At 65.2% G+C, this 22,573-nt stretch carries 20 protein-coding genes; 1 reads left to right on the forward strand and 19 read right to left on the reverse strand.

Annotated elements, in window-relative coordinates; translation table 11 throughout:
• Positions 1–210: 210 nt before the first annotated feature.
• A complete protein-coding gene (locus CNE_RS10800; protein WP_013957174.1) occupies positions 211–969 on the reverse strand; it encodes a sulfite exporter TauE/SafE family protein in 759 nt (252 codons plus the stop codon).
• A gap of 78 nt (positions 970–1,047) precedes the next feature.
• Between CNE_RS10800 and fnr the strand changes: the two genes are divergently transcribed.
• The gene (fnr, locus tag CNE_RS10805) at positions 1,048–1,773 is read left to right on the forward strand and encodes a fumarate/nitrate reduction transcriptional regulator Fnr (RefSeq protein ID WP_013957175.1); all 726 of its coding nucleotides are present in this window, start codon (positions 1,048–1,050) and stop codon (positions 1,771–1,773) included.
• Between the two features lie 61 nt (positions 1,774–1,834).
• On the opposite strand, the gene CNE_RS10810 is transcribed toward fnr, so the two are convergent.
• The 18 genes from CNE_RS10810 to ugpB all read right to left on the reverse strand — a co-directional run bounded on the left by CNE_RS10810 (position 1,835) and on the right by ugpB (position 22,424).
• Positions 1,835–2,080 carry a hypothetical protein gene (locus CNE_RS10810; RefSeq protein WP_013957176.1) on the reverse strand — a complete coding sequence of 82 codons (246 nt, stop codon included), beginning with the start codon at positions 2,078–2,080 and terminating at the stop codon, positions 1,835–1,837.
• Complete coding sequence (locus tag CNE_RS10815) at positions 2,077–2,286, reverse strand: membrane protein (protein WP_013957177.1); 210 nt, start codon at positions 2,284–2,286, stop codon at positions 2,077–2,079. The genes CNE_RS10810 and CNE_RS10815 overlap by 4 nt, the downstream gene beginning before the upstream one ends.
• 44 nt (positions 2,287–2,330) lie before the next feature.
• On the reverse strand, positions 2,331–3,803 hold the full coding sequence (ccoG, locus tag CNE_RS10820) for a cytochrome c oxidase accessory protein CcoG (protein WP_013957178.1): 1,473 nt from the start codon (positions 3,801–3,803) through the stop codon (positions 2,331–2,333).
• 49 nt (positions 3,804–3,852) lie between these two features.
• Positions 3,853–4,770 (reverse strand): cytochrome-c oxidase, cbb3-type subunit III, encoded by a 918-nt coding sequence (ccoP, locus tag CNE_RS10825; RefSeq protein ID WP_013957179.1) that lies wholly within the window; start codon positions 4,768–4,770, stop codon positions 3,853–3,855.
• Between the two features lie 2 nt (positions 4,771–4,772).
• On the reverse strand, positions 4,773–4,937 hold the full coding sequence (locus tag CNE_RS10830; RefSeq protein ID WP_013957180.1) for a cbb3-type cytochrome oxidase subunit 3: 165 nt from the start codon (positions 4,935–4,937) through the stop codon (positions 4,773–4,775).
• A gap of 3 nt (positions 4,938–4,940) precedes the next feature.
• Positions 4,941–5,603: a cytochrome-c oxidase, cbb3-type subunit II gene (gene ccoO, locus CNE_RS10835; RefSeq protein ID WP_013957181.1), complete on the reverse strand. Its 663-nt coding sequence runs from the start codon at positions 5,601–5,603 to the stop codon at positions 4,941–4,943.
• Between the two features lie 18 nt (positions 5,604–5,621).
• The gene (ccoN, locus tag CNE_RS10840; RefSeq protein WP_013957182.1) at positions 5,622–7,070 is read right to left on the reverse strand and encodes a cytochrome-c oxidase, cbb3-type subunit I; all 1,449 of its coding nucleotides are present in this window, start codon (positions 7,068–7,070) and stop codon (positions 5,622–5,624) included.
• 156 nt (positions 7,071–7,226) lie between these two features.
• Positions 7,227–7,373 (reverse strand): cbb3-type cytochrome oxidase assembly protein CcoS, encoded by a 147-nt coding sequence (gene ccoS / locus CNE_RS10845; protein WP_010809469.1) that lies wholly within the window; start codon positions 7,371–7,373, stop codon positions 7,227–7,229.
• A 3-nt stretch (positions 7,374–7,376) separates the two neighbouring features.
• Positions 7,377–9,947, reverse strand: a complete 2,571-nt coding sequence (locus CNE_RS10850) for a heavy metal translocating P-type ATPase (protein ID WP_013957183.1) — start codon at positions 9,945–9,947, stop codon at positions 7,377–7,379.
• 105 nt (positions 9,948–10,052) lie between these two features.
• Positions 10,053–11,150, reverse strand: coding sequence for a cell division protein ZapE (zapE, locus tag CNE_RS10855; protein WP_013957184.1), 1,098 nt, complete (start codon positions 11,148–11,150; stop codon positions 10,053–10,055).
• Positions 11,151–11,240: 90 nt separating this feature from the next.
• On the reverse strand, positions 11,241–12,665 hold the full coding sequence (gene lpdA, locus CNE_RS10860; protein WP_013957185.1) for a dihydrolipoyl dehydrogenase: 1,425 nt from the start codon (positions 12,663–12,665) through the stop codon (positions 11,241–11,243).
• Positions 12,666–12,767: 102 nt separating this feature from the next.
• Positions 12,768–14,027: a 2-oxoglutarate dehydrogenase complex dihydrolipoyllysine-residue succinyltransferase gene (gene odhB / locus CNE_RS10865; RefSeq protein ID WP_013957186.1), complete on the reverse strand. Its 1,260-nt coding sequence runs from the start codon at positions 14,025–14,027 to the stop codon at positions 12,768–12,770.
• 89 nt (positions 14,028–14,116) lie between these two features.
• Complete coding sequence (locus CNE_RS10870) at positions 14,117–16,969, reverse strand: 2-oxoglutarate dehydrogenase E1 component (protein WP_013957187.1); 2,853 nt, start codon at positions 16,967–16,969, stop codon at positions 14,117–14,119.
• Positions 16,970–17,298: 329 nt separating this feature from the next.
• The gene (gene ugpQ / locus CNE_RS10875) at positions 17,299–18,069 is read right to left on the reverse strand and encodes a glycerophosphodiester phosphodiesterase (protein ID WP_013957188.1); all 771 of its coding nucleotides are present in this window, start codon (positions 18,067–18,069) and stop codon (positions 17,299–17,301) included.
• A gap of 2 nt (positions 18,070–18,071) precedes the next feature.
• Positions 18,072–19,172: a sn-glycerol-3-phosphate import ATP-binding protein UgpC gene (locus CNE_RS10880; RefSeq protein WP_013957189.1), complete on the reverse strand. Its 1,101-nt coding sequence runs from the start codon at positions 19,170–19,172 to the stop codon at positions 18,072–18,074.
• Between the two features lie 39 nt (positions 19,173–19,211).
• Positions 19,212–20,060, reverse strand: coding sequence for a sn-glycerol-3-phosphate ABC transporter permease UgpE (gene ugpE / locus CNE_RS10885; RefSeq protein ID WP_013957190.1), 849 nt, complete (start codon positions 20,058–20,060; stop codon positions 19,212–19,214).
• Positions 20,061–20,072: 12 nt separating this feature from the next.
• Positions 20,073–20,954: a sn-glycerol-3-phosphate ABC transporter permease UgpA gene (gene ugpA, locus CNE_RS10890; RefSeq protein ID WP_013957191.1), complete on the reverse strand. Its 882-nt coding sequence runs from the start codon at positions 20,952–20,954 to the stop codon at positions 20,073–20,075.
• Positions 20,955–21,107: 153 nt separating this feature from the next.
• On the reverse strand, positions 21,108–22,424 hold the full coding sequence (gene ugpB / locus CNE_RS10895; RefSeq protein WP_013957192.1) for a sn-glycerol-3-phosphate ABC transporter substrate-binding protein UgpB: 1,317 nt from the start codon (positions 22,422–22,424) through the stop codon (positions 21,108–21,110).
• Positions 22,425–22,573 lie beyond the last annotated feature (149 nt).

Here is a 22,573-nt window from a genome sequence, read left to right on the forward strand (position 1 = left end):
CCGGATGGACTGCGGGGACGGGACGGGCATCGAAAACCTTCCGCTTCCCCTGCCCTGAACGCGCCTTCTGGTAGGAAGGCCGCCTGGCGCTGCTCGCCCGCTGCTTACCGCGGCTCATTCTATGCCGCGCGATACCGCAATGTTGGCGATTGTATGGCATTCCCGCCCCCGCCTGCAACCATCATCCGTTGCCCGGGCGGCGCCGGCGCCTCAGAACACCAGGCAGAATCCATGCTCGGCCAGCGAATGTGGCAGCAGCACCGCTCGCGCAATGCCAAGGGCGCCGAACGCCATCACCGCCAGGCCGGCCCCCAGGCGCACGCCGGGACGTCGCGACAGCGTACGCAAGTAGCCCGCGAGGCCGGACAGCACCAGCAGATTAGGCAATGTGCCGAGCCCGAACACGCCCATCACGAGTGCGCCGGACGCCGCGTTGCCCGCCAGCAGCGCCAGCGTAAGCGCCCCATAGACCATGCCGCACGGCACCAGCCCCCACGCCAGGCCCACGCCATAACGCCGCGCCAGTCCGCTTCGCGCCCGCACAAACGCCGGCATGGCGCCTGCCAGGCCACCCAGCCGCCGCGCCACCGTTGCGCCGGCGCGCGCCGCCAGCCGCTCCAGCCAGTCGACGGTAAAAGTGTTGCCGCGCAGCAACCGCCAGCCCGACCACAGCAGCATGACGCTGCCCGCGCCGAACAGCCAGCGCTGCACCGGCAGGTAATCCTGCTTCCATGCCGAGGCACCGAGTGCGCCTAGCGCGGCACCAAGAAGCATATAGGTCGAGATCCGGCCCAAGTGCATAGTCAGCAACTCGGCCAGCCAGGCGGCGCGGCTGGGCACCAGACTGATCGTCACCGTCGCGCCGCGGCGTTGTTCCACGGCCAGCGCCACGCCGCCGCACATGGCAGCGCAGTGGACTCCGCCCAGCAAAGCGAGCAGAAAAACGCTGATCAGCACGCCAAATGTCAATTCTTACTCCCTACCGCATCACATCGCACGGTAAAATGTCCTAATCGCGCCCTCGCTGCCATTTCTAGCAGGTTCCAATTGCTCACCTCCATTCCCATTACCGAGATGTCGCCCCGCTGCTCCACCTGTGCAATGGGGCAGCTGTGCCTTCCGGTCGGCATGTCGCAGCAAGACCTCGCCAAGATGGACACGCTGGTACAGGAACGCATCCGCGTGCACAAGGGTGAAACCTTGTATCGCATGGGCGATCCGCTCACCGCGGTCTATGCCGTGCGCTTTGGCACGCTCAAGACCCACGTCACCACTGAAGACGGCCGCTCGCAGATTACCGGCTTCCACCTGCCCGGCGAAATCGTCGGTCTCGACGGGCTGGGCGAGATGCAGCATGCCTCCGATGCCGCCGCGCTGGAAGATACCGAAGTCTGCGTGGTCCGCATGAGCGAACTGCAGTCCCTCTCGGTCGACCTGCCATCGCTGCAGCAGCAGTTCCTGCGCCTGATGGGCAAGGAAATCACGCACGACCAGCTGATGCTGGTCACGCTGGGCTCGATGCGCGCCGAGGAACGCCTTGCCGCCTTCCTGATCAACCTCTCTGAGCGCCTGTCGGCGCGCGGCTATTCGGCGTCCGAGTTCGTGATGCGCATGAGCCGCGAAGAAATCGGCAGCTACCTGGGCCTGAAGCTCGAAACCGTCAGCCGCCTGTTCTCTCGCTTTGCCGAAGCCGGCCTGATCCAGATTCGCCAGCGCCACGTCAAGCTGGTGGACATCGACGGCATCAAGCAACTCTACAGCCGCTCCTGCTAAGCGGCCAAGCGCTGCCAGTGCCGCATCCGGCCATGGCAGCGCAGACCTCACGCCAGTCCGCTCATTCCAGTTCGTCGGTATCGCTGAGCCGCGTCGGCATGGTGTAGAGCGTCAGTCCGCTGGACAACGCGCAGAACACCCAGGCCATCAGGAAGCCGATGGTGTAGACCGATTCGCGGGACGCTTCGATCGGCTGGCCGAAGAAGTTCAGGTCACCGGGATCCACCACCGAAAACACCGTCGCGGTCGCAAAGCCAGCCATCAGGAACGCCGGCCAGAGTACCCACATCAGCCAGCGCAACCTCATGGCTGCCTCGCTGCGGCAGCCTTGGGCGGCGCGGCATCGGCCTTCTCCACCACCAGGCCATGGCGCGTTGCACCCTGCACCGGCATGTCCGGATGCGTGGACGCCAGCCAGATCGTCACGCCGCACGCCACCATCGCCACCAGCGGGCCGCTCATCAATAGCCACGGCCACGGCTCCTTCCACCACGGATTGCCTTGCTGACTCATCTTGCCCCCTTCATCTTGACGACTAAGTCCGCGTCTGCCCAGCTTCACAAATCGCGCGGCACGATGAAACTGGTGGATTGCCGGATTTCGGCCTGCCCCCGCTCCGTGCCTTCGCTCGTCACTGTCACGTTGATCTTGTGCGTGCCCCGCGCCGCGGCCTCGATCGGCACGCGGATCCGGATCGGCAGCAACCGGTTGGACGTCGGCGCCAACGATTCGGCCTGCTTGTCGTACTCCACCCTCAGGTTCTTCAGCTCGTCGCTGTCGGCGCGCACGCTGATCTTCATCGGCGCTTCGGTGGTGTTGATCAGCTGCAGGCGATAGACGTTCTCGATCCAGCGGCCTTCCACTTCACGGCCGAGCGCACCACGGTCGCGGATGATGTCGACCTTCAGCGGCGTGCGCAGCGCGATCGACGCCATGAAGCCGCCCAGCAGCACCACCCAGACCACGGAATAGATGATGACGCGCGGACGCAGCAGGCGCTTGCGCGATGCCGCTGCGGACAAGGCCTTGCGCATCGCGTTTTCCGAGGTATACCGGATCAGGCCGCGCGGATAGTCCATCTTGTCCATGACCTGGTTGCAGGCGTCGATGCAGGCGCCGCAGCCGATGCACTCGTACTGCAGGCCGTCGCGGATATCGATGCCTGTCGGGCACACCTGTACGCAGATGCTGCAGTTGACGCAGTCGCCAAGCCCCGCCTTGTAGTGATCGGTCTTGCGCGACCGGCTGCCGCGCGGCTCGCCGCGGCCGACGTCGTAGGTCACGACATAGGTATCGCGATCCACCATCACGCTCTGGAAGCGCGCATACGGGCACATGTACTTGCACACCTGCTCGCGCATGAAGCCCGCATTGCCCCAGGTGGCGAACGCGTAAAACAGCATCCAGAACGACTGCCACGGCCCCAGCGACAGGCTGAGCACCTCGCCGCCCAGACCGCGGATCGGCGCGAAATAGCCGATGAAGGTAAAGCCGGTCCAGAGCGCAATCAGCACCCACAGGAAGTGCTTGGTCGCCTTGAGACGGAACTTGCGCAGGCTCCACGGATCGCCATCGAGCCGGATGCGGGCGATGCGGTCGCCTTCGACCCGCCGCTCGATCCACATGAAGATCTCGGTATAGACCGTCTGCGGACAGGCATAGCCGCAGAACAGCCGCCCCGCGATCGCCGTGAACAGGAACAGCGCCAGCGCCGAGATCACCAGCAGCACCGCCAGGTAGATCACATCCTGTGGCCACAGCACCAGCCCGAAGATGTAGAACTTGCGCGCGCCAAGGTCGAACAGCACGGCCTGGCGGCCGTTCCATTGGAGCCAGGGCGTGCCGTAGTAGATCAGCTGGGTCAGGATCACCAGCCAGACCCGCCAGTTGGAGAAGGCGCCCGTCACCGAGCGCGGGTAGATCTTGCGGCGGACCTCGTAGAGCGTTTCGTCAGAGGTCTCGCCCGGCGCAGCGGCCGACCGTTGCAGGTCGGCCGCCCGGGCCATTTCTTCGGTCCCGGGTGCATTCATGGGCATGCTCTCCCGCGAGCCACCAGCGCCCGCTCACTTGAGTCGTCGGTCATTGCCCGTCTCCACTCCCGATGTTGGACAAACCCCAGATATAGGCCGTCAGCATCCGGATGCGCTCAGGCGTCAGGATCTCCTCATGCGCGGGCATTTTGTTGTTGTGGCCCTTCAGGATGGCGTCGACGATGCTGCCTTCCGAGCTGCCATACAGCCAGACGTTGTCCGACAGGTTGGGCGCACCGAGCGCCTGGTTGCCCTTGCCGCCGGCGCCGTGGCATGCCACGCAGGTCGTCTTGAAGGTGCCCTCGCCACGCGACGCACGGATCGGGTCCGACGACAGCCCCGACAGCGAGCGCACGTATTGCGCCACGTCGCCCGCCTGCTTGGCGTCGATGGTCGCGGCAAACGGCGGCATCACGCCATTGCGGCCCTTGGTGATGGTCTGCTGGATGGTGTCGGGTTCGCCGCCATAGAGCCAGTCGTTGTCCGTCAGGTTCGGGAAGCCGCGGCTGCCGCGCGCGTCCGAACCATGGCACTGTGCGCAGTAGTTCAGGAACAGGCGCTGGCCGATCTCGCGCGCCTGCGGATCCGCCGCCACCTGCTTGACGTCCATCTTCAGGTACTTGGCGTAGATCTCGTTCTGCATCTTCTCCTGCGCCACGCGGTGCGCGGCAAGTTCGCCCTGCGTGGAGAACTTCAGCACGCCGGCATACGAACCCAGCCCCGGGTACAGCACCAGGTAGGCCAGGCTGAAGATGCAGGCCAGCAGGAACATCCACATCCACCAGCGCGGCAGCGGGTTGTTCAGCTCGCGCAGGTCACCGTCCCAGACATGGCCGGTGTCTTCAGTGCCGCCGGCGGTCTTGGTGACCTTGCGTTGCGAGAACAGCAGCCACACGCACCAGACGATGCCGACGAGCGCGATGGCGGCAATGTAATAACTCCAGAATTCGGAAATGAAATCGCTCATGGCTAGGTGTTCCGGCTCGATGTTGTCGTAGTTTCGTCAGGCAGCGCGAACGGCAGCATGGCGGATTCCCGGTTGGCGGCCTGCCGGCCGGCGGACCAGGCCCACCAGCAGATCCCCAGGAAGACGACCATCGACACGACGGTCGCAAAGGCAGTGATCATGGCCATGGCTTACTCCTTGGGTGCCGCGGCCGCGGCGGAATCCACGCGGACGTTGCGGCGGTTGGTGCCCAGGCCTTGCAGGTAGGCAACCAGCGCATCTTCTTCGGTCTTGCCCTTGAGCTCGTCCGGTGCCTTGGCGATCTCGGCATCCGTGTACGGCACGCCCAGGCGCACCAGCGCGTGCATGCGGGCCTGGATATCGTTGGTGGGCAGCTCGGCCTTTTCCAGCCACGGGTACGATGGCATCACCGATTCCGGCACCACATCGCGCGGATTGCGCAGGTGGATACGCTGCCAGTCATCCGAGTAGCGCCCGCCCACGCGCGCCAGGTCAGGACCGGTGCGTTTGGAGCCCCACAGGAACGGGTGGTCGTAGACCGACTCGCCCGCCGTGGAGAAGTGGCCGTAGCGCTCGGTCTCGGCCTGCAGCGTGCGGACCTGCTGCGAGTGGCAGCCGACGCAGCCTTCACGGATATAGATATCGCGGCCCATCAGCCGCAGCGGCGAATACGGGGTGATGCCCGGATCCGGCTCGGTGGTGGAGTGCTGGAAGAACAGCGGCACGATCTGGACCAGACCCGCAATGCTGACCACGAGGATCGTGCAGATGATCAGCCAGCCGATGTTCTTCTCCAGCGTTTCGTGGGAAAAGAAGCGTTGTTTGTCGGACATCTTTCTATCCTGGATTGATCAGTGGGCAGAGGCAGGGATGCTGGCCGGGATCGGCGCATCCACGGCGGGCTTGCCGACGATGGTCTTGAGCACGTTGTAGGCCATCAGCAGCATGCCGGACAGGAAACACAGGCCACCCAGCAAGCGAATCAGGTAGAACGGGTACTTGGCCTTGACCGCTTCGACGAAGGCATAGGTCAGCGTGCCGTCAGGCTGCGTGGCACGCCACATCAGGCCTTCCATCACCCCGGCGATCCACATCGAGGCGATATACAGCACCACGCCGATGGTCGCGATCCAGAAGTGCCACTCGATCAGCCGGACGCTGTACATCTGCTTCTCGCCGAACAGACGCGGGATCAGGTAGTAGAGCGAGCCGATCGAGATCATCGCGACCCAGCCCAGCGCGCCCGAGTGCACGTGCCCGATGGTCCAGTCCGTGTAGTGCGAGAGCGCGTTGACGGTCTTGATCGACATCATCGAGCCTTCGAACGTGGCCATGCCGTAGAACGACAGCGCCACCACCAGGAACTTCAGGATGGGGTCGGTGCGCAGCTTGTGCCAGGCCCCCGACAGGGTCATGATGCCGTTGATCATGCCGCCCCACGACGGCGCCAGCAGGATCAGCGAGAACACCATGCCCAGCGACTGCGCCCAGTCCGGCAGCGCGGTGTACTGCAGGTGGTGCGGGCCGGCCCACATGTAGGTGAAGTTCAGCGCCCAGAAGTGAACGATGGACAGGCGGTAGGAGTAGATCGGGCGCTCGGCCTGCTTGGGAATGAAGTAGTACATCATCCCCAGGAAGCTGGTGGTCAGGAAGAAGCCCACGGCGTTATGGCCGTACCACCACTGGATCATCGCGTCCTGCACGCCGGCATAGGCCGAGTAGGACTTCCACAGCGACACCGGCATCTCGATGTTGTTGACGATATGCAGCAGCGCGATGGTCAGGATGTAGGCGCCGAAGAACCAGTTGGCGACGTAGATATGCCGGGTCTTGCGCTTGACGATGGTGCCGAAGAACACGATCGCGTAGGCCACCCAGACTGCGGTGATCAGCAGGTCGATCGGCCATTCCAGTTCGGCGTATTCCTTGGAGCTGGTGATCCCCAGCGGCAGCGTGATGGCGGCGGCGACGATGACCAGTTGCCAGCCCCAGAACGTGAACGCGGCCAGCGGGCCGCAGAACAGGCGCGCCTGGCAGGTGCGCTGGACCACGTAGTATGAGGTCGCGAACAGCGCGCTGCCGCCGAAGGCGAAGATCACCGCATTGGTATGCAGCGGCCGCAGCCGGCCAAACGACAGCCAGGGTGTGTTGAAGTTGAGTTCGGGCCAGATCAGCTGTGCTGCCAGCAGCACGCCGACGGCCATGCCGACGATCCCCCAAACTACCGTCATGACAGCGAACTGTCTTACGACGCCGTAATTGAAGGTGTCGACGCGTGAAGACGCGGCAGTGACATCCATTCAGACCCCCAAAGCTTAGAGAAGAGAAAAAACCTACTGACAGTGTGACTTTAGAAAAACCATGCTGCGTGTGCGTTGATCTTTATCAAGTCGCTCAGGGCATGCATGGAACCTGCGTGCGGGGCCCCCGGTCGGAGGGCGCGTCGCCCGGCGGGTTCAGGGCTTGTCGTTGTCCAGCAGGATCGATTCGGCGGGCCGGTCCAGGTCGTCGTACTGCCCGGCATGTAGGGCCCACCACAGCGCGCCCGCGATGACCACGACAAGCACCAGGCTCATCGGCACCAGCAGGTAAAGCGTTTCCATCAGTCAGACTCCCTTGTGCCGCGGCTTGCCGGCGCTCAGCAGGCGCCAGGCATTGGCCACCACCAGCAACGACGACAACGACATGCCGATGCCGGCCATCCAGGCCGTGACCAGCCCCGTCGCTGCGAGCGGGATGGCCACCACGTTGTAGAAGAAGGCCCAGCCCAGGTTCTGGCGCACCACCCGGCGCGTCTGGCGCGACACCGCCAACGCGGTTGCAATCTCGGCCACGCCGCCGTGCGTCAGCACCGCGTCCGCGCCGGCCTGGGCCAGCGGCGCGCCGCTGCCGATGGCGATCGACACCTCGGCCTGCGCCAGCACCGGCGCATCGTTGATGCCATCGCCCACGGCCAGCACCACCGCCCCGCCCTGCTGCAGCCGCGCTACATAGTCGCGCTTGCCTTCCGGGGTGACCGCGCCGGCCACGCAAGCTATGCCGAAGTGCGATGCCCACCAGTGGACCGCATCGGCGTGATCGCCCGATACCAGGTGGCAGCGCACGCCCAGTTCGTGCAGCCGCGCGAGCAGCTGCGGCGTCTGCGCCCGCTCGACATCGGCCAGGACGAAGCGCGCCAGCGGGCCCGCTGGCGCGCCCAGCCACACCACGGTGGCGCCAGGATGATCTGCGTCGCTGCGCCCGGTGTCCGGCGCCTGGCCGCTGTCGGGCCCCAGCGCCGCGACAAAGTCGGCGCGGCCAAGCCGCAGGCGTCGGCCATCGACGATCGCCTCCAGGCCCTGGCCCGGGATGTTGCGCATGTCGGACACCTGGAGCTGCATGCCGGCGCTGCCCTGTGCCGCGGCCACCAGTGCGCGCGCGATCGGATGTTCACCACCGCGCTCCATCGCGGCGGCCAGTGCCAGGCATCGGGCCCGGTCGGCGTCAGCCAGCGGCTCGACCGCGGCCACGGCAAAGCGGCCTTCGGTCAGCGTGCCGGTCTTGTCGAGTACCACGTCGGTGACGCGCGCCAGCGTCTCCAGCGCGTGGCCGCGTGTCAGCAGCACGCCGCGGCGCGACAGCGCCGCACCGGCCGCGGCCAGTGCGGCCGGCGTGGCCAGCGACAAGGCGCACGGGCAACTGACCACCAACACTGCAATCGTCACCAGCAAGGCGCGTGACGGATCGATCCAGACGCCCCACACCAGCCCGGTCAGCGCCGCCAGCACCAGCAGCGTCGCCACGAACCAGCCTGCGACGCGGTCGGCCAGCGTGGCTAGGCGCGGCTTTTCAGCCAGCGCGCGGTCCAGCACGGCGACGATCTCGGCCAGGCGGGTGCCGGCGCCGACGCGCGTGATCCGCAGTTCGAGCGGGCTTGCCGTATTGAAGTTGCCGGCCAGCACGGTCTCGCCTGCGGCGCGGCGCACCGGGCGGCTCTCGCCGGTCAGCATGGATTCATCGAGTTCGCTCGCGCCCGCCTCCACCGCGCCATCGGCAGGAACGATCTCGCCGGCCTTGACGCGGATGAGATCGCCCGCGCGCAGGCGCGCGACCGGGACACGCTCGCCGGCGGCACCGGTGGCGGCCAGCCGCTCGCAGGTGGCCGGCAACTGGCGCGCCAGCATCTCGGCGCCGCTGCGCGAGGCCTGGCGCACGCGCAGTTCCAGGTAGCGGGCCAGCAGCAGGAAGGCGACGAACATCGTCACCGAATCGAAATACACCTCGCCCACGCCGCGCACCGTGGCCAGCGCGCTGGCGGCGAAGCCGGCGCCGATGCCAATCGCCACCGGCACGTCCATGCCCATATGGCGCTGGCGCAGGCTGCGCCAGGCACCGGCAAAGATCGGCGAGGCGGCATAGAGCACAACCGGCAGCGTCAGGGCGAAGCTGGCCCAGCGCATCAGTTGAAGCTGGCCAGGGTCGATGGTGGCCTCATGGGTGTAGATCGGCCACGCATACATCATGACCTGCATCATGCCCAGCATGGCCACGGCCATGCGCATCAGCAGCCCGCGGCGCGCGCGGCGGTCCTGCTGGTCGGTGCGCGAGACCTCAAACGGCCAGGCCATGTAGCCGATGCCGGCCAGCGCGGCCAGCAACCCCGCCACCGTCTGGGCGCCATCGCGCCAGCGCACTACCACGCGCCGCGTGGCGACATTGGCGACCGCGGACTCCACGCCCGGCTGGCGACTCAGGTGCTGTTCGATCAGCCACGCGCAGGCGGCGCAGCGGATGTTCTCGGGCGCCAGCGTGATCTCGGCGCGGCCGCCGTCAAGCGGGCGGACAAACTGGGAGCGCAGCTCAGGAGTGTCGTAGGCGGCCCAGATCGGCTCGGCCTCGCGCCGGGCGTCGTCGTCGATGGGGCGGGCGAAGCGGGCTTCATCCCCATACAGGTGGGCAAAGCCGGCCGCATGGAGGGTCTGCGCCAGTGCCTGGCAACCGCCGCAGCAGAACACCCGGCGGCTGCCGTCCAGCTCGGCGGCAAGCGGCTCGGTATCCGTGACAGGCAGGCCGCAATGGAAGCAGGCCAGCCGCGCACCGGCGCCGGACGCACCCGGGCCCGCGGCGTCACGGAGCGCGGCCGGCAGGTACGGTGCCAGCAAGCTGGCAGAAGGACTGGTGACTGGGGGCGACGACATGGGGACCTTTTTCTACCCAATGGAGGGTATATGCGGGTCCTCGAATCGACCTTGATATAGGTCAATGCGGCCCGGCTATTGTCGCGCCGGGCCGGAAAACAACGCTCAGGTGAGCGTGGTATCCATGGTGCGGCGCTCGGATTCCAGGTATTCGCGCGATTGCATCTCGATGATGCGCGATACGGTCCGATGGAACTCATTGGCCATCTGGCCTTCGGTGTAGAGTTCGTCCGCGGGCACTTCCGCCGACATCAGCAGCTTGACCTTGTGGTCGTAGAAGACATCGATCAGCCAGGTGAAGCGGCGTGCCTCGGACGACATGCGCGGCGTCATGCGCGGCACGTCGGACAGGATCACGGTATGGAACTGGGACGCCAGTTCCAGGTAGTCGTTCTGCGAGCGCGGGCCGCCGCACAGCGTGGCAAAGTCGAACCACACCACGCCGTTGGCCTTGCGCAGCGCACGCAGCTCGCGGTGCTCGATATGCAGCAGCGGCGACTCGTCGGCCACGCCAGCGATCGAGGTGAAGGCGTCGCGCAGCGCGGAACTCGCCTTGGCGCCGAGCGGCGTGTGGTACGCCTGCACCTGCTCCAGCGCGCGCTTGCGATAGTCGATGCCAGCGTCGACGTTGAGCACGTCGAGCTTCTGCTGCAGCAGCGCGATGGCCGGCAGCACGCGGTCGCGGTGCAGGCCATCCGGATACAGCAGGTCCGGGCGGTAGTTGGAAGTCATCACGAACTGCACGCCGTTCTCGAACATCTGCTGCAGCAGGCGATGCAGGATCATCGCGTCGGCGACGTCGCTGACGTGGAACTCATCGAAGCAGATCAGCCGGAAGCGGCGCGCGATGCGTTTGGCCAGCTCATCCAGCGGATCGGGACGGCCGCGCAGCTCTTCGAGCTGGCGATGAACCTCGCGCATAAACTCGTGGAAATGCAGCCGAGTCTTGCGCACCACCGGCACGCAGGTATAGAAGCTGTCCATCAGGAAGGACTTGCCGCGCCCCACCCCACCCCACAAGTAGACGCCCTTGGGCACGTCGGGACGGACCAGCAGCTTCTTCAGGGCATTGTTGCGGCGGCTCTTGTAGGCCACCCATTCGTCGTAGCACTGCTGCAGCCGGGCCACGGCGCGCAATTGCGCTTCGTCGGACTGGTAGCCGCGCTCCTTCAGTTCCTTCTCGTAGTACTCGGTGACGTTCATGCTGACGGGTTCCTGCGGCACGGGCCGCAAGTGAAAACGGCGCGCCGCGGATGCGGCGCGCCGGTACTCAGGCAATGCGAAGCATGCGCCTTACATATTAAGCTGACGCTTGTCGACGGCCAGCGCGGCTTCGCGCATGACTTCCGACATCGACGGGTGCGGATGGCAGACGCGGCCGATATCCTCGCTGGCGGCCTTGAACTCCATCGCCACCACGGCTTCGGCGATCAGGTCCGAGGCGTTGGCGGCGACGATGTGCACGCCCAGGATCTCATCGGTCTTGGCGTCGGCCAGCATCTTGACGAAGCCGTCGGCGTGGCCCATGCCCAGCGCACGGCCGTTGGCCATGAACGGGAACTGGCCGGCCTTGTACTCGCGGCCTTCGGCCTTGAGCTGGGCTTCGGTCTTGCCTACCCATGCGATTTCCGGGAAGGTGTAGATCACCCACGGAACGCAGTTGTAGTCGATGTGCGGCTTCTGGCCGGCGATGCGCTCGGCCACGGCCACGCCTTCGTCCTCGGCCTTGTGCGCCAGCATCGGGCCGCGCACCACGTCGCCGATGGCCCACAGGCCCGGCACCTTGGTGGCGCAGTGGTCGTCCACCTCGATGAAGCCGCGCTGGTCCGCGGCCAGGCCGACGGCGTCCAGGCCCAGGTTGTCGGTATTGGGCACGCGGCCGACCGACACGATCAGGCGATCGACTTCCAGGGTCTGGGCCTTGCCGTCCTTGTCGGTGTACTTGACGGTCACGCCGTTCTTGCTGGTCGTCACTTCGTTGACGTTCACGCCGAGGCTGAACTTCAGGCCCTGCTTGGTCAGCTGCTTCTGCGCTTCCTTGGCCACGCCTTCGTCGGCGGCGCCCAGGAATGCGGGCAGCGCTTCCAGCACGGTCACATCGGAACCCAGGCGGCGCCACACCGAGCCCAGCTCCAGGCCGATCACGCCGGCGCCGATCACGCCCAGCTTCTTCGGCACTGCGGGGAACTTGAGCGCGCCCTCGTTATCGCTGACCAGGTCGTTGTCGACCTTGATGCCCGGCAGGTGGCGAGCCTTCGAGCCAGTGGCGATGATGACCTGCTTGGCGGTCACGACTTCACCGGCAACGTCGACCTGGAAGCCTTCAGCGGTCTTGCCGACGAACTTGCCGTAGCCCTTGAGCAGCGTCACCTTGTTCTTGCGGAACAGGAACTCGATGCCCTTGGTCATCTTGCCGACGATGTCGTCCTTGCGCTTGAGCATCTTGGCCACGTCGACCTTGACGTCGCCCACGGTGATGCCGTGGTCGCCCAGGTGGTGCTGGACGTTCTCGAACTCTTCCGAGGAAGCCAGCATCGCCTTGGAGGGGATGCAGCCCACATTCAGGCAGGTGCCGCCCAGGCGGGCTTCGCCCTTGGGATCGTCATACGGATTGCCTTCGCAGCAGGCCACGTTCAGGCCCAGCTGGCCGGCACGGATGGCGGCGATGTAGCCGCCGGGGCCGGCGCCGATCACCAGCACGTCGAATTGTTTGCTCATGGGAATTCCTTTGTGGGCGCCGGCGACAGCTTGTGCCGGCGCGCCTTCATCACGGGGGAAGCGCGCCCCGCGCACGGCAGACGTGCGCGGGGGGACCGTTTTTTACAGGTCCAGCAGCAGACGGGCCGGATCTTCCAGCGCGTCCTTCATGGCGACCAGGCCCAGGACAGCTTCACGGCCGTCGATGATGCGGTGGTCATACGACATCGCCAGATAGTTCATCGGGCGGATCACGATCTGGCCGTCTTCCACCACCGGGCGGTCCTTGGTGGCGTGCACGCCCAGGATGGCCGATTGCGGCGGGTTGATGATCGGGGTCGACAGCATCGAGCCGAACACGCCGCCGTTGGAGATCGAGAACGTACCGCCGGTCAGTTCTTCCAGCGACAGCTTGCCGTCACGGGCCTTGACGCCGAACTCGGCAATCTTCTTCTCGATGTCGGCCAGGCTCATCTGGTCGGCATTGCGCAGGATGGGCACCACCAGGCCGCGCGGCGAGCCCACCGCGATGCCGATGTCGAAGTAGCCGTGGTAGACGATGTCGTTGCCGTCGATCGAAGCGTTGATCAGCGGGAACTTCTTCAGCGCGTGCACCGCGGCCTTGACGAAGAACGACATGAAGCCCAGCTTGACGCCGTGTTCCTTCTCGAAGCGGTCCTTGTACTTGTTGCGCAGGTCCATCACCGGCTTCATGTTCACTTCATTGAAGGTGGTGAGGATGGCGTTGGTCGATTGCGATTGCAGCAGGCGCTCGGCGATACGGGCGCGCAGGCGGCTCATCGGCACACGCTCTTCCGGGCGGTCGCCCAGCGCGGCGAAGTCAACCGGGGCCGAAACCTGCTGCAGCGCCGGCTTGGCGGCGGCCGGAGCCGGAGCAGCCTTGGCGGCCGGGGCGGCCGGAGCAGCAGCAGCGGCCAGCGCGTCACCCTTGGTGATGCGGCCGTCCTTGCCGGTGCCGGCAACCTGGCCAGCCGACAGGCCGGCTTCTGCCATCAGCTTGGCAGCCGACGGCATCGCCACACCACCTGCGGCGGCCGGAGCGGCGGCAGCAGCGGCCGGTGCCGGGGCAGCGGCGGCAGGTGCCGGAGCGGCAGCAGCCGGTGCGGCGGCGCCAGCGGTGGCTTCGGTGTCGATCTTCGCGATGATCTCATCGGCCACGACGGTGTCGCCGTCGTTCTTGACGATAATCGACAGGACGCCTGCCGACGGGGCCGGCACTTCCAGCACGACCTTGTCGGTTTCGATCTCGATCAGGATTTCGTCCTGTGCAACAGCCTCGCCCGGCTTCTTCTTCCAGTTGAGCATGGTCGCTTCGGCGACCGATTCGGAGAGCTGCGGAACCTTGACGTCAACGATAGCCATGGTTGTGAATTCCTCGTGTTATGCGTGTTGTCTTTATGCTGGCTATGCCACGGCGGCCGTCTGCGCGCGCCGCCGTGGCTGCCGCTTGATTACTTGGTCAGAACAAAGCCCTTGAGCTTGGCGAAGGCAGCATCCAGCAGCGCCTTCTGTTGCTCGTTGTGCTTTGCGTAGTAGCCCACTGCCGGCGAAGCCGAAGCGGGACGACCGGCATAACCGAGCTTCTGGCCATCCGTCATGTTTTCCATGATGTAGTGCTGCACGAAGAACCAGGCACCCTGGTTCTGCGGCTCGTCCTGGCACCACACGATTTCGGTGGCGTTCGGATACTTCTTGAGCTCTGCTGCCACGGCCTTGTGCGGGAACGGATACAGCTGTTCCAGGCGGATCACCGCCGTATCGTTGGCCTCGCGTTCCTTGCGCGTGTTGACCAGGTCGTAGTAGACCTTGCCCGAGCACATGATGACGCGCTTGACCTTGCTGGCGTTGAGCTCTTCGTGGTCAGGGATGACCGTCTCGAAGTGGCCCTTGGCCAGGTCCGACAGTGGCGACACGGCGTCCTTGTTACGCAGCAGCGACTTCGGCGTCATGATCACCAGCGGCTTGCGGAACAGACGGATCATCTGGCGGCGCAGCAGGTGGAAGATCTGGGCCGGCGTGGTCGGCTGGCAGACCTGCATGTTGTGGTCCGCGCAAAGCTGCAGGAAGCGCTCGATACGGGCCGAGCTGTGTTCCGGGCCCTGGCCTTCGTAGCCGTGCGGCAGCATCAGGGTCAGGCCCGAGGCACGGCCCCACTTCACTTCACCCGACGAGATGAACTGGTCGATCACCACCTGGGCGCCGTTGACGAAGTCGCCGAACTGGGCTTCCCAGATCACCAGCGCGTTCGGTTCGGCGGCCGAGTAGCCGTATTCGAAGCCGAGCACGGCTTCTTCGGACAGCACCGAGTCGATCACCGTGAACGGTGCCTGGTTTTCCGACACGTTCTGCAGCGGCACATAGCTGCCGGCATCCCATCGCTCGCGGGCCTGGTCGTGCAGCACGGCGTGGCGGTGGGTGAAGGTGCCGCGGCCGGCGTCCTGGCCGGTGATGCGCACGGGATAGCCCGACGACACCAGCGAGGCGAAGGCCAGGTGCTCACCCATGCCCCAGTCCAGCGGCTGGTCGCCGCGGCCCATGTTGGCGCGGTCCTTGACGACCTTTTCCACCAGCGGGTGCAGCTTCAGCGTCTCAGGCGTGGTGGTGATGCGTTCGGCCAGGCGCTTCAGTTCGGTCACCGGCACGGCAGTGTCGGCGGCGTCGGTCCACTTGCGGTTCAGGAACGGCATCCAGTCCACGGCGAACTTGTTCTTGAAGTTCGACAGGACAGGGTCGGCGGTGTGCTTGCCGGCGTCCATCGCGGCGCGGTATTCCTTGACCTTCTCGTCGCCGAACTCGGCCGGGACCAGGTTCTGCGCGGCCAGCTTGTCGGCGTACAGCCTGCGCGTGCCGGGGTGCTGGGCGATCTTCTTGTACATCAGCGGCTGCGTGACCGCCGGGGTGTCCTGCTCGTTGTGGCCCAGCTTGCGGAAGCAGATGATGTCGACCACGACATCCTTCTTGAACTCCATGCGGAAGTCCACGGCCAGCTGCATGGCGTACACCACGGCTTCGGGATCGTCGCCGTTCACGTGCAGCACCGGGGCCTCGATCATCTTGACCACGTCCGTGCAGTACAGCGTCGAACGCGCGTCGCGCGGGTCGGAGGTGGTGAAGCCGATCTGGTTGTTGATGACGATGTGCATCGAGCCGCCCGTGCCGTAGCCGCGGGTCTGCGCGAGGTTCAGCGTCTCCATCACCACGCCCTGGCCGGCAAAGGCCGCGTCGCCGTGCACCTGCACCGGCAGCACTTCCTTGTGGCCGACTTCGCCGCGGCGTTCCTGGCGGGCCTTGGCCGAGCCTTCGACCACCGGGTTGACGATTTCGAGGTGCGACGGGTTGAACGCCAGCGACAGGTGGACCGGGCCGCCTTCGGTCGAGACATCGCTCGAGAAGCCCTTGTGGTACTTGACGTCACCGGCCGGCAGGTCGTCGACGTGCTTGCCTTCGAATTCAGCGAACAGGTCGGCGGGCATCTTGCCCAGGGTGTTGACCAGCACGTTTAGGCGGCCGCGGTGGGCCATACCGATCACGATTTCCTGCACGCCCTTGCTGCCGGCGTGCTGGATCAGCTCGTCCATGGCGGCGATGAAGCTTTCGCCGCCTTCGAGCGAGAAGCGCTTCTGGCCGACGTACTTGGTGTGCAGGAAGCGCTCCAGGCCTTCAGCCGCGGTCAGGCGGTCCAGGATGTGCTTCTTCTTTTCCAGCGTGAACACCGGCTTGGAACGCGTGGTTTCCAGGCGCTCCTGCCACCAGCGCTTCTGCGCCTGGTCGCTCACGTACATGAATTCGAAACCGATGGTGCCGCAGTAGGTTTCGCGCAGGTTGTTGAGCAGCTCGCGCAGGCTCATCGACTCCTTGCCAAAGTAGGTGTTGCTGGCATTGAAGACGATGTCGAGGTCGGCTTCGGAGAAACCGTAGAACGCCGGGTCCAGATCCGGCAGGGGCGGACGCTCCTGGCGCTTGAGCGGATCCAGGTCGGCCCAGTGCGAACCGATGTTGCGGTAGGCGGCGATCAGCTGGGTGGCAGCGACGCGCTTGCGGCCCATGTCGGAATCGGCCGAGGCAACGATGGTCTTGATGGGGCCTTGCTTGGCGCGCTCGGCGAACGAGGCAACGATGGGGGCGTGGGGGATATCCCGGGCGCTAGTGCCGTCGACCGCAGGAACATTCTGCATGGCGTCGAAATACGCGCGCCAATTGTCGGGAACCGAGGCGGGGTTCTGGAGGTAGGCTTCGTACAGTTCTTCGACATACGGGGCGTTACCGCCGAAGAGGTACGAGTTGCTCTGGTACTGCTGCATCATGGGACGCTCACTATTCTCCGGGAATGCCGGAGTTCAGCGGGTTATTCAACCTTCCGCGACACGGCTTGACCGGTTAGCGGATCGCAAACAACTCTTGGGAGCCCAACTGAGGCGCCTACGCAAACGGCACCGCAAGGGTGCCGCATGTGATGGCTTTCTCACAAGGCCCGAAAGGGCAAGTTGTGCGGGGAAGGACCTAAAGTCTTCACGGCGGTAAGAATAGCATGAATTGCCCTGGATCAATGTGGACTTTTCGCGATACGAAACGGCCACCCGCGACAATTCGATGCGCAATCAGCAAATTAACAACATCCGCACAACAATTTGCATCAAGGCGCGATCTGGTCGACGGCGTCGGTGATCAGCCCGTCCAGGCCCCAGGCCAGCAACTGCTCGGCACGCTCCGGGTCATTGACCGTGTAGCTGAGGACCCTGAAGCCGGCAGCATGCGCGTCGGCAATCACCTTGGCATTGAGCACACGGTGGTTGGCATCCAGCGCCACGCAATCGAGCTCGCGCAGCCGGTCCAGCCAGTCCACCGGCAGCTTGTCGAGCAGCAGCGCCCTCGGCAGGTCCGGCGCTACCCGGCGCGCCGCCGCCAGCGCGTCTTCGGAGAAGGACGACAGCAACGGGGGCACTGGCGCGCCGCGCCACAGGCTCTGTGCGTCCAGCGCCACGGCTGCGCCGGTCAACGTCTCCCGGCCCGGAACGGGCTTGATCTCGATATTGATGCAATACCCGTTGGCACAGGTGTAGCGTGCGATCGCCCTGAGTGTCGGCACGGGTTCGCCCGCAAAGGTGGCGCTGTGCCAGCTGCCGGCGTCCAGCTGCGCCACTTCGCCCAGGGTCAGGCTGTCCACCCGTCCGCTGCCGGAGGTGGTGCGGTCCAGCGTGGCGTCATGCATCAGCACCGGCTTGCCGTCAGCCGTCAGCTTCACGTCGAACTCGAACATCCGGTAACCGAAGGACGCGCCGTGGCGAAAGGCCGCCAGCGTATTCTCCGGCGCCAGCTTGCCCGCGCCACGGTGCGCGATATGGCGCGGATACGGCCAGTTGTCGGTGGTCACCGCGCCTGGCCAGGTTGTCTGTTCGTCTGCCATGATCAGGCCTCGATGCGCTTGCCCGTGTCGGGCGCAAAGAAATGCAGGTGCTCTGCCGACGACGTCACCGGCAGGCGGTCGCCGGCGCGCACGTGCGCATGGCTGTCCAGCCGCACCACCACCGCCTGTCCGCCGAGCGAACCATAGGCGAAGGAATCCGCGCCGAGCGCCTCGACTACGCGCACATCGACTTCGGCGATGGCCTCATGCGCGGCGCACGGCTCGATATGCTCCGGGCGCAGTCCCAGCAGTGCCTGCTCCGGCAGGTGCAGCCCCATCGGCAGGTGCCCCAGCGTGGCCTTGGCGGCCTCGCCCTCCTTCGCCACCACGCGCATCTGCGCGCTGGTGTCGCCGCCGGCGTTGCGCGCCACCGGGATCAGGTTCATCGGCGGCGAGCCGATAAAGCCCGCCACGAAGGTGCTGGCCGGACGCGAATAGACGTCCAGCGGCGTGCCGATCTGCTCGACGCGTCCGGCGTTGAGCACCATCATGCGGTCGGCCAGCGTCATCGCCTCTACCTGGTCGTGCGTGACGTACAGGCTGGTGGTGCCCAGGCGCCGGTGCAGCTCCTTCAGTTCCAGCCGCATCTGCACGCGCAGCTTGGCGTCCAGGTTGGACAACGGCTCATCGAACAGGAACACCGCCGGCTCGCGCACGATGGCGCGGCCCATGGCCACGCGCTGGCGCTGCCCGCCCGACAGCTGGCGCGGTTTGCGGTCCAGCAGCGGCGCCAGCTCCAGGATGCCGGCGGCATGGTTCACCCGCTGCGCGATCTCGGCCTTGGCCATGCCGCGGATCTTCAGGCCGTAGGCCATGTTGTCGTACACGCTCATATGCGGATAGAGCGCGTAGTTCTGGAACACCATGGCGATGTCCCGCTCGGCCGGCTCCAGACTATTGACGACCTTGTCGCCGATATGGATCTCGCCGCCGGTGATGGTTTCCAGCCCCGCCACCATGCGCAGCAGCGTGGACTTGCCGCAGCCCGAGGGGCCGACGATAACGATGAACTCGCCGTCGGCGATCTCCATGTCGATGCCGTGCACCACCTTGACGTTGCCGGCGTAGGTTTTCTGTACGTTGCGTAGCGACAGTTTTGCCATTGCTGTTGTCCTGCGTGTGCGCGGGTGGCGCGCCACGCCTTATTTTTCCGTTTCGACCAGGCCCTTGACGAACCACTTCTGCATCAGCACCACCACCACTGCGGGCGGGATCATCGCCAGCATCACCGTGGCCATCACCAGGTTCCAGTCAGTGGCGGCATCGCCCGAGCGCGAGATCATCTGCGTCACGCCCACCACCACCGGCGTCATCGACTTCTGCGTGGTGATCAGCAGCGGCCACAGGTACTGGTTCCAGCCGTAGATGAACTGGATCACGAAGAGCGCGGCGATGCTGGTGCGCGACAGCGGCAGCACCACGTCCCAGAAGAAGCGCAGTGGCCCGGCGCCGTCGATGCGCGCGGCCTCGGCCAGTTCGTCCGGAATGGTCAGGAAGAACTGGCGGAACAGGAAGGTGGCGGTGGCCGACGCGATGATCGGGATGGTCAGGCCGAAGTAGCTGTCGAGCATGCCGAGGTCCGACACCACCTTGTAGGTCGGCAGGATCCGCACCTCCACCGGCAGCATCAGCGTGATGAAGATCAGCCAGAAGAAGGTCTTGCGCAGCGGGAACTTGAAATAGACGATGGCAAAGGCCGAGATGATCGAGATGGCGATCTTCCCGAGCGCAATGCCCAGCGCCATGATCAGGCTGTTCTTCATCATGGTCGAGACCGGCGATGCGGCCTCGCCCACGCCCTGGAACAGCACGGTGCGATAGTTCTCGATCAGGTGGCTGCCGGGGATCAGCGTCATCGGTGCGTCCAGCACCTCTTCCGCGGTCAGCGTGGACGCGACGAAGGTCAGGTACACCGGGAACACCACGATCACGATGCCCAGGATCAGCACGGCGTGGCTCAGGAAATCAAGGAAGGGGCGACGTTCTACCATGTGCTGTCTCCGTCAGTACTGGACCTTGCGTTCCACGTAGCGGAACTGCACCACGGTCAGCGCAATCACGATCACCATCAGCACCACCGACTGCGCGGCCGACCCCCCGATGTCCATGCCGCGGAAGCCGTCATGGAAGACCTTGTAGACCAGCGTGTTGGTCGAATTGAACGGGCCGCCGTGGGTGACCGCGTCGATGATCGCGAAGGTATCGAAGAACGCGTAGACCACGTTGATCACCATCAGGAAGAAGGTGGTCGGCGACAGCAGCGGGAACACGATCGACCAGAATCGGCGCCACGGGCCGGCGCCGTCGATGGCGGCGGCCTCGATCAGCGAGCGCGGGATGCTCTGCAGCCCGGCCAGGAAGAACAGGAAGTTGTAGCTGATCTGCTTCCAGGCGGCGGCCAGCACCACCAGCAGCAATGCCTGGTCGCCGTTGAGCAGGAAGTTCCATTCCACGCCGAGCTTGCGCAGCGCAAAGGAGACCACGCCCAGCGTCGGGTTGAACATGAACATCCACAGCACGCCGGCCACGGCCGGCGCCACCGCATACGGCCAGATCAGCAGCGTCTTGTAGCCGACGGCGCCGCGGATGATGCGGTCGGCAAAATAGGCCAGCAGGAGCGCGGTAGTCAGGCCCACCACGGTCACGCCCACGGCAAAGATGGCGGTGGTCTGGAACGACTCCACGTACAGCGGGTCGTTCCACAGCATGCGGAAGTTGTCCAGGCCGACGAACTCCAGGTTGATGCCGAAGGCATCCTGCTGCAGCATCGACTGGTACAACGCCTGCCCGGCGGGCAGGAAGAAGAAGATCAGCGTGATTGCGATCTGCGGCAAGACCAGCAGATATGGCAGCCACGGCGAACGGAAAACGACGCGTTTTTCCATAAACGGATTCCGGCGAATGCTGCGGGTCGCGGCATCGGACTAGGTACGGAGTTGCGGGCGGTCCCGATCGGTGCGACGGGGCCGTCCACAATGCAAGCGGGCGGAGGTTTCGCCACCGCCCGCTTGTCACATCAGCTTGCTGGCAATACCGGCTTACTCGCGGGCTGTCTTCTGGAAGCGCTCCAGCAGATCATTGCCGCGTGCCACGGCCGAGTCCAGCGCCGCCTTGGGCTCCTTCTTGCCGGCCCAGACGGCTTCCAGCTCTTCGTCCACCACGGTGCGGATCTGCACCATATTGCCCAGGCGCACGCCGCGCGACTTGTCTGTGGTCTTGACCACCATCTGCTGCACCGACACATCGGCACCCGGGTTCTTGTCGTAGTAGCCCGATTTCTTCGTCATCTCGTAGGCGGCCATCGTCACCGGCAGGTAGCCGGTGGCCTGGTGCCAGTCAGACTGGATCTCGGGGCGCGACAGGAAATTGAAGAACTTGGCCACGCCCTTGTACTCGTCGGGCTTCTTGCCGCCCATCACCCACAGCGAAGCGCCGCCGATGATGGTGTTCTGCGGGGCACCCTGCACCTCCGGGTAATACGGCAGTTGCGCCACCGCGAACGCGAACTTGGCGTTCTTGCGGATATTGGCCAGCGATGCCGACGAGCCGGTGAACATCGCGCACTCGCCGTTGTAGAACTTGGCCTGCGACTCGGCCTTGCGCCCGCCGTAGCTGAAGTAGCCCTTCTTCACCATGTCCTGCAGGTTGGTGATGTGCTTGACGTGCAGCGGGCTGTTGAAGAGCAGGCGCGTATCGGTGCCGCCGAAGCCGTTGTTCTTGGTCGCGTACAGGGTGTTGTGCCAGGCCGAGAAGCTCTCCAGGTGGACCCAGCCCTGCCAGTCGGTGGTATAGGCGCAGTTGCTGCCCGAGGCCTTGAGCTTGGCCGAGTACTGCATCACCTCGGGCCAGGTCTTGGGCGGCTTTTCCGGATCCAGGCCGGCCTTCTTGAAGGCGTCCTTGTTGTAGTAGAACACCGTGGTCGAGCTGTTGAACGGGAACGACAGCATCTCGCCCTTGGACGAGGTGTAGTAGCCCGCCACCGCCGGGATATAGGCCTTCTGGTCGAACTTCTCGCCGGCGTCCTTCATCACCGCCGAGACCGGCTTGATCGCACCCTTCGCGCTCATCATGGTAGCGGTGCCGACCTCGAACACTTGCAGGATCGCCGGCGCGCCACCGGCGCGGAACGCGGCGATGCCCGCGGCCATGGTCTCGTCGTAGTTGCCCTTGTTGACCGGCACGATCTTGTAGTCGGACTGGCTGGCGTTGAACTTGTTGGCGATCTCGTTCACCTTGTCGTTCAGCGCGCCCTGCATGGCGTGCCACCACTGGATTTCTACGGCGGCGTGGGCGCTGCCGGCCCCGGTCAGGGCTGCCAGCGCTGCGAGTTTGAGCACGGTACGGGAAAAGGACATCGGTGGCTCTCCTTTGGTCTGTCTGTTCCGGTCGGTCGAAAATCCGACAGCATGTGATTCTTTTATGACAGCGGCATGTTACGCCTGTCGCACCTGCGCAAGCAAATCAGCAGATTCACCAGTATGGCCAGTACTGTGAGTTTTGCAGT

It is taken from the genome of Cupriavidus necator N-1 (assembly GCF_000219215.1).
Taxonomy (GTDB): Bacteria; Pseudomonadota; Gammaproteobacteria; order Burkholderiales; family Burkholderiaceae; genus Cupriavidus; species Cupriavidus necator.

Bases quoted from the DNA above. Each gene is read 5' to 3' on its own strand.
- CNE_RS10850 (WP_013957183.1), bottom strand. From the start codon at position 9,947: ATGTCGTCGCCCCCAGTCACCAGTCCTTCTGCCAGCTTGCTGGCACCG.
- ccoS (WP_010809469.1), bottom strand. From the start codon at position 7,373: ATGGAAACGCTTTACCTGCTGGTGCCGATGAGCCTGGTGCTTGTCGTG.
- ugpQ (WP_013957188.1), bottom strand. From the start codon at position 18,069: ATGGCAGACGAACAGACAACCTGGCCAGGCGCGGTGACCACCGACAAC.
- odhB (WP_013957186.1), bottom strand. From the start codon at position 14,027: ATGGCTATCGTTGACGTCAAGGTTCCGCAGCTCTCCGAATCGGTCGCC.
- ugpE (WP_013957190.1), bottom strand. From the start codon at position 20,060: ATGGTAGAACGTCGCCCCTTCCTTGATTTCCTGAGCCACGCCGTGCTG.
- ccoO (WP_013957181.1), bottom strand. From the start codon at position 5,603: ATGTCCGACAAACAACGCTTCTTTTCCCACGAAACGCTGGAGAAGAAC.
- CNE_RS10870 (WP_013957187.1), bottom strand. From the start codon at position 16,969: ATGATGCAGCAGTACCAGAGCAACTCGTACCTCTTCGGCGGTAACGCC.
- zapE (WP_013957184.1), bottom strand. From the start codon at position 11,150: ATGAACGTCACCGAGTACTACGAGAAGGAACTGAAGGAGCGCGGCTAC.
- CNE_RS10830 (WP_013957180.1), bottom strand. From the start codon at position 4,937: ATGGCCATGATCACTGCCTTTGCGACCGTCGTGTCGATGGTCGTCTTC.
- ccoG (WP_013957178.1), bottom strand. From the start codon at position 3,803: ATGAATGCACCCGGGACCGAAGAAATGGCCCGGGCGGCCGACCTGCAA.
- ugpA (WP_013957191.1), bottom strand. From the start codon at position 20,954: ATGGAAAAACGCGTCGTTTTCCGTTCGCCGTGGCTGCCATATCTGCTG.
- CNE_RS10815 (WP_013957177.1), bottom strand. From the start codon at position 2,286: ATGAGTCAGCAAGGCAATCCGTGGTGGAAGGAGCCGTGGCCGTGGCTA.
- ccoP (WP_013957179.1), bottom strand. From the start codon at position 4,770: ATGAGCGATTTCATTTCCGAATTCTGGAGTTATTACATTGCCGCCATC.
- lpdA (WP_013957185.1), bottom strand. From the start codon at position 12,665: ATGAGCAAACAATTCGACGTGCTGGTGATCGGCGCCGGCCCCGGCGGC.
- ccoN (WP_013957182.1), bottom strand. From the start codon at position 7,070: ATGGATGTCACTGCCGCGTCTTCACGCGTCGACACCTTCAATTACGGC.
- ugpB (WP_013957192.1), bottom strand. From the start codon at position 22,424: ATGTCCTTTTCCCGTACCGTGCTCAAACTCGCAGCGCTGGCAGCCCTG.
- CNE_RS10880 (WP_013957189.1), bottom strand. From the start codon at position 19,172: ATGGCAAAACTGTCGCTACGCAACGTACAGAAAACCTACGCCGGCAAC.
- CNE_RS10810 (WP_013957176.1), bottom strand. From the start codon at position 2,080: ATGAGGTTGCGCTGGCTGATGTGGGTACTCTGGCCGGCGTTCCTGATG.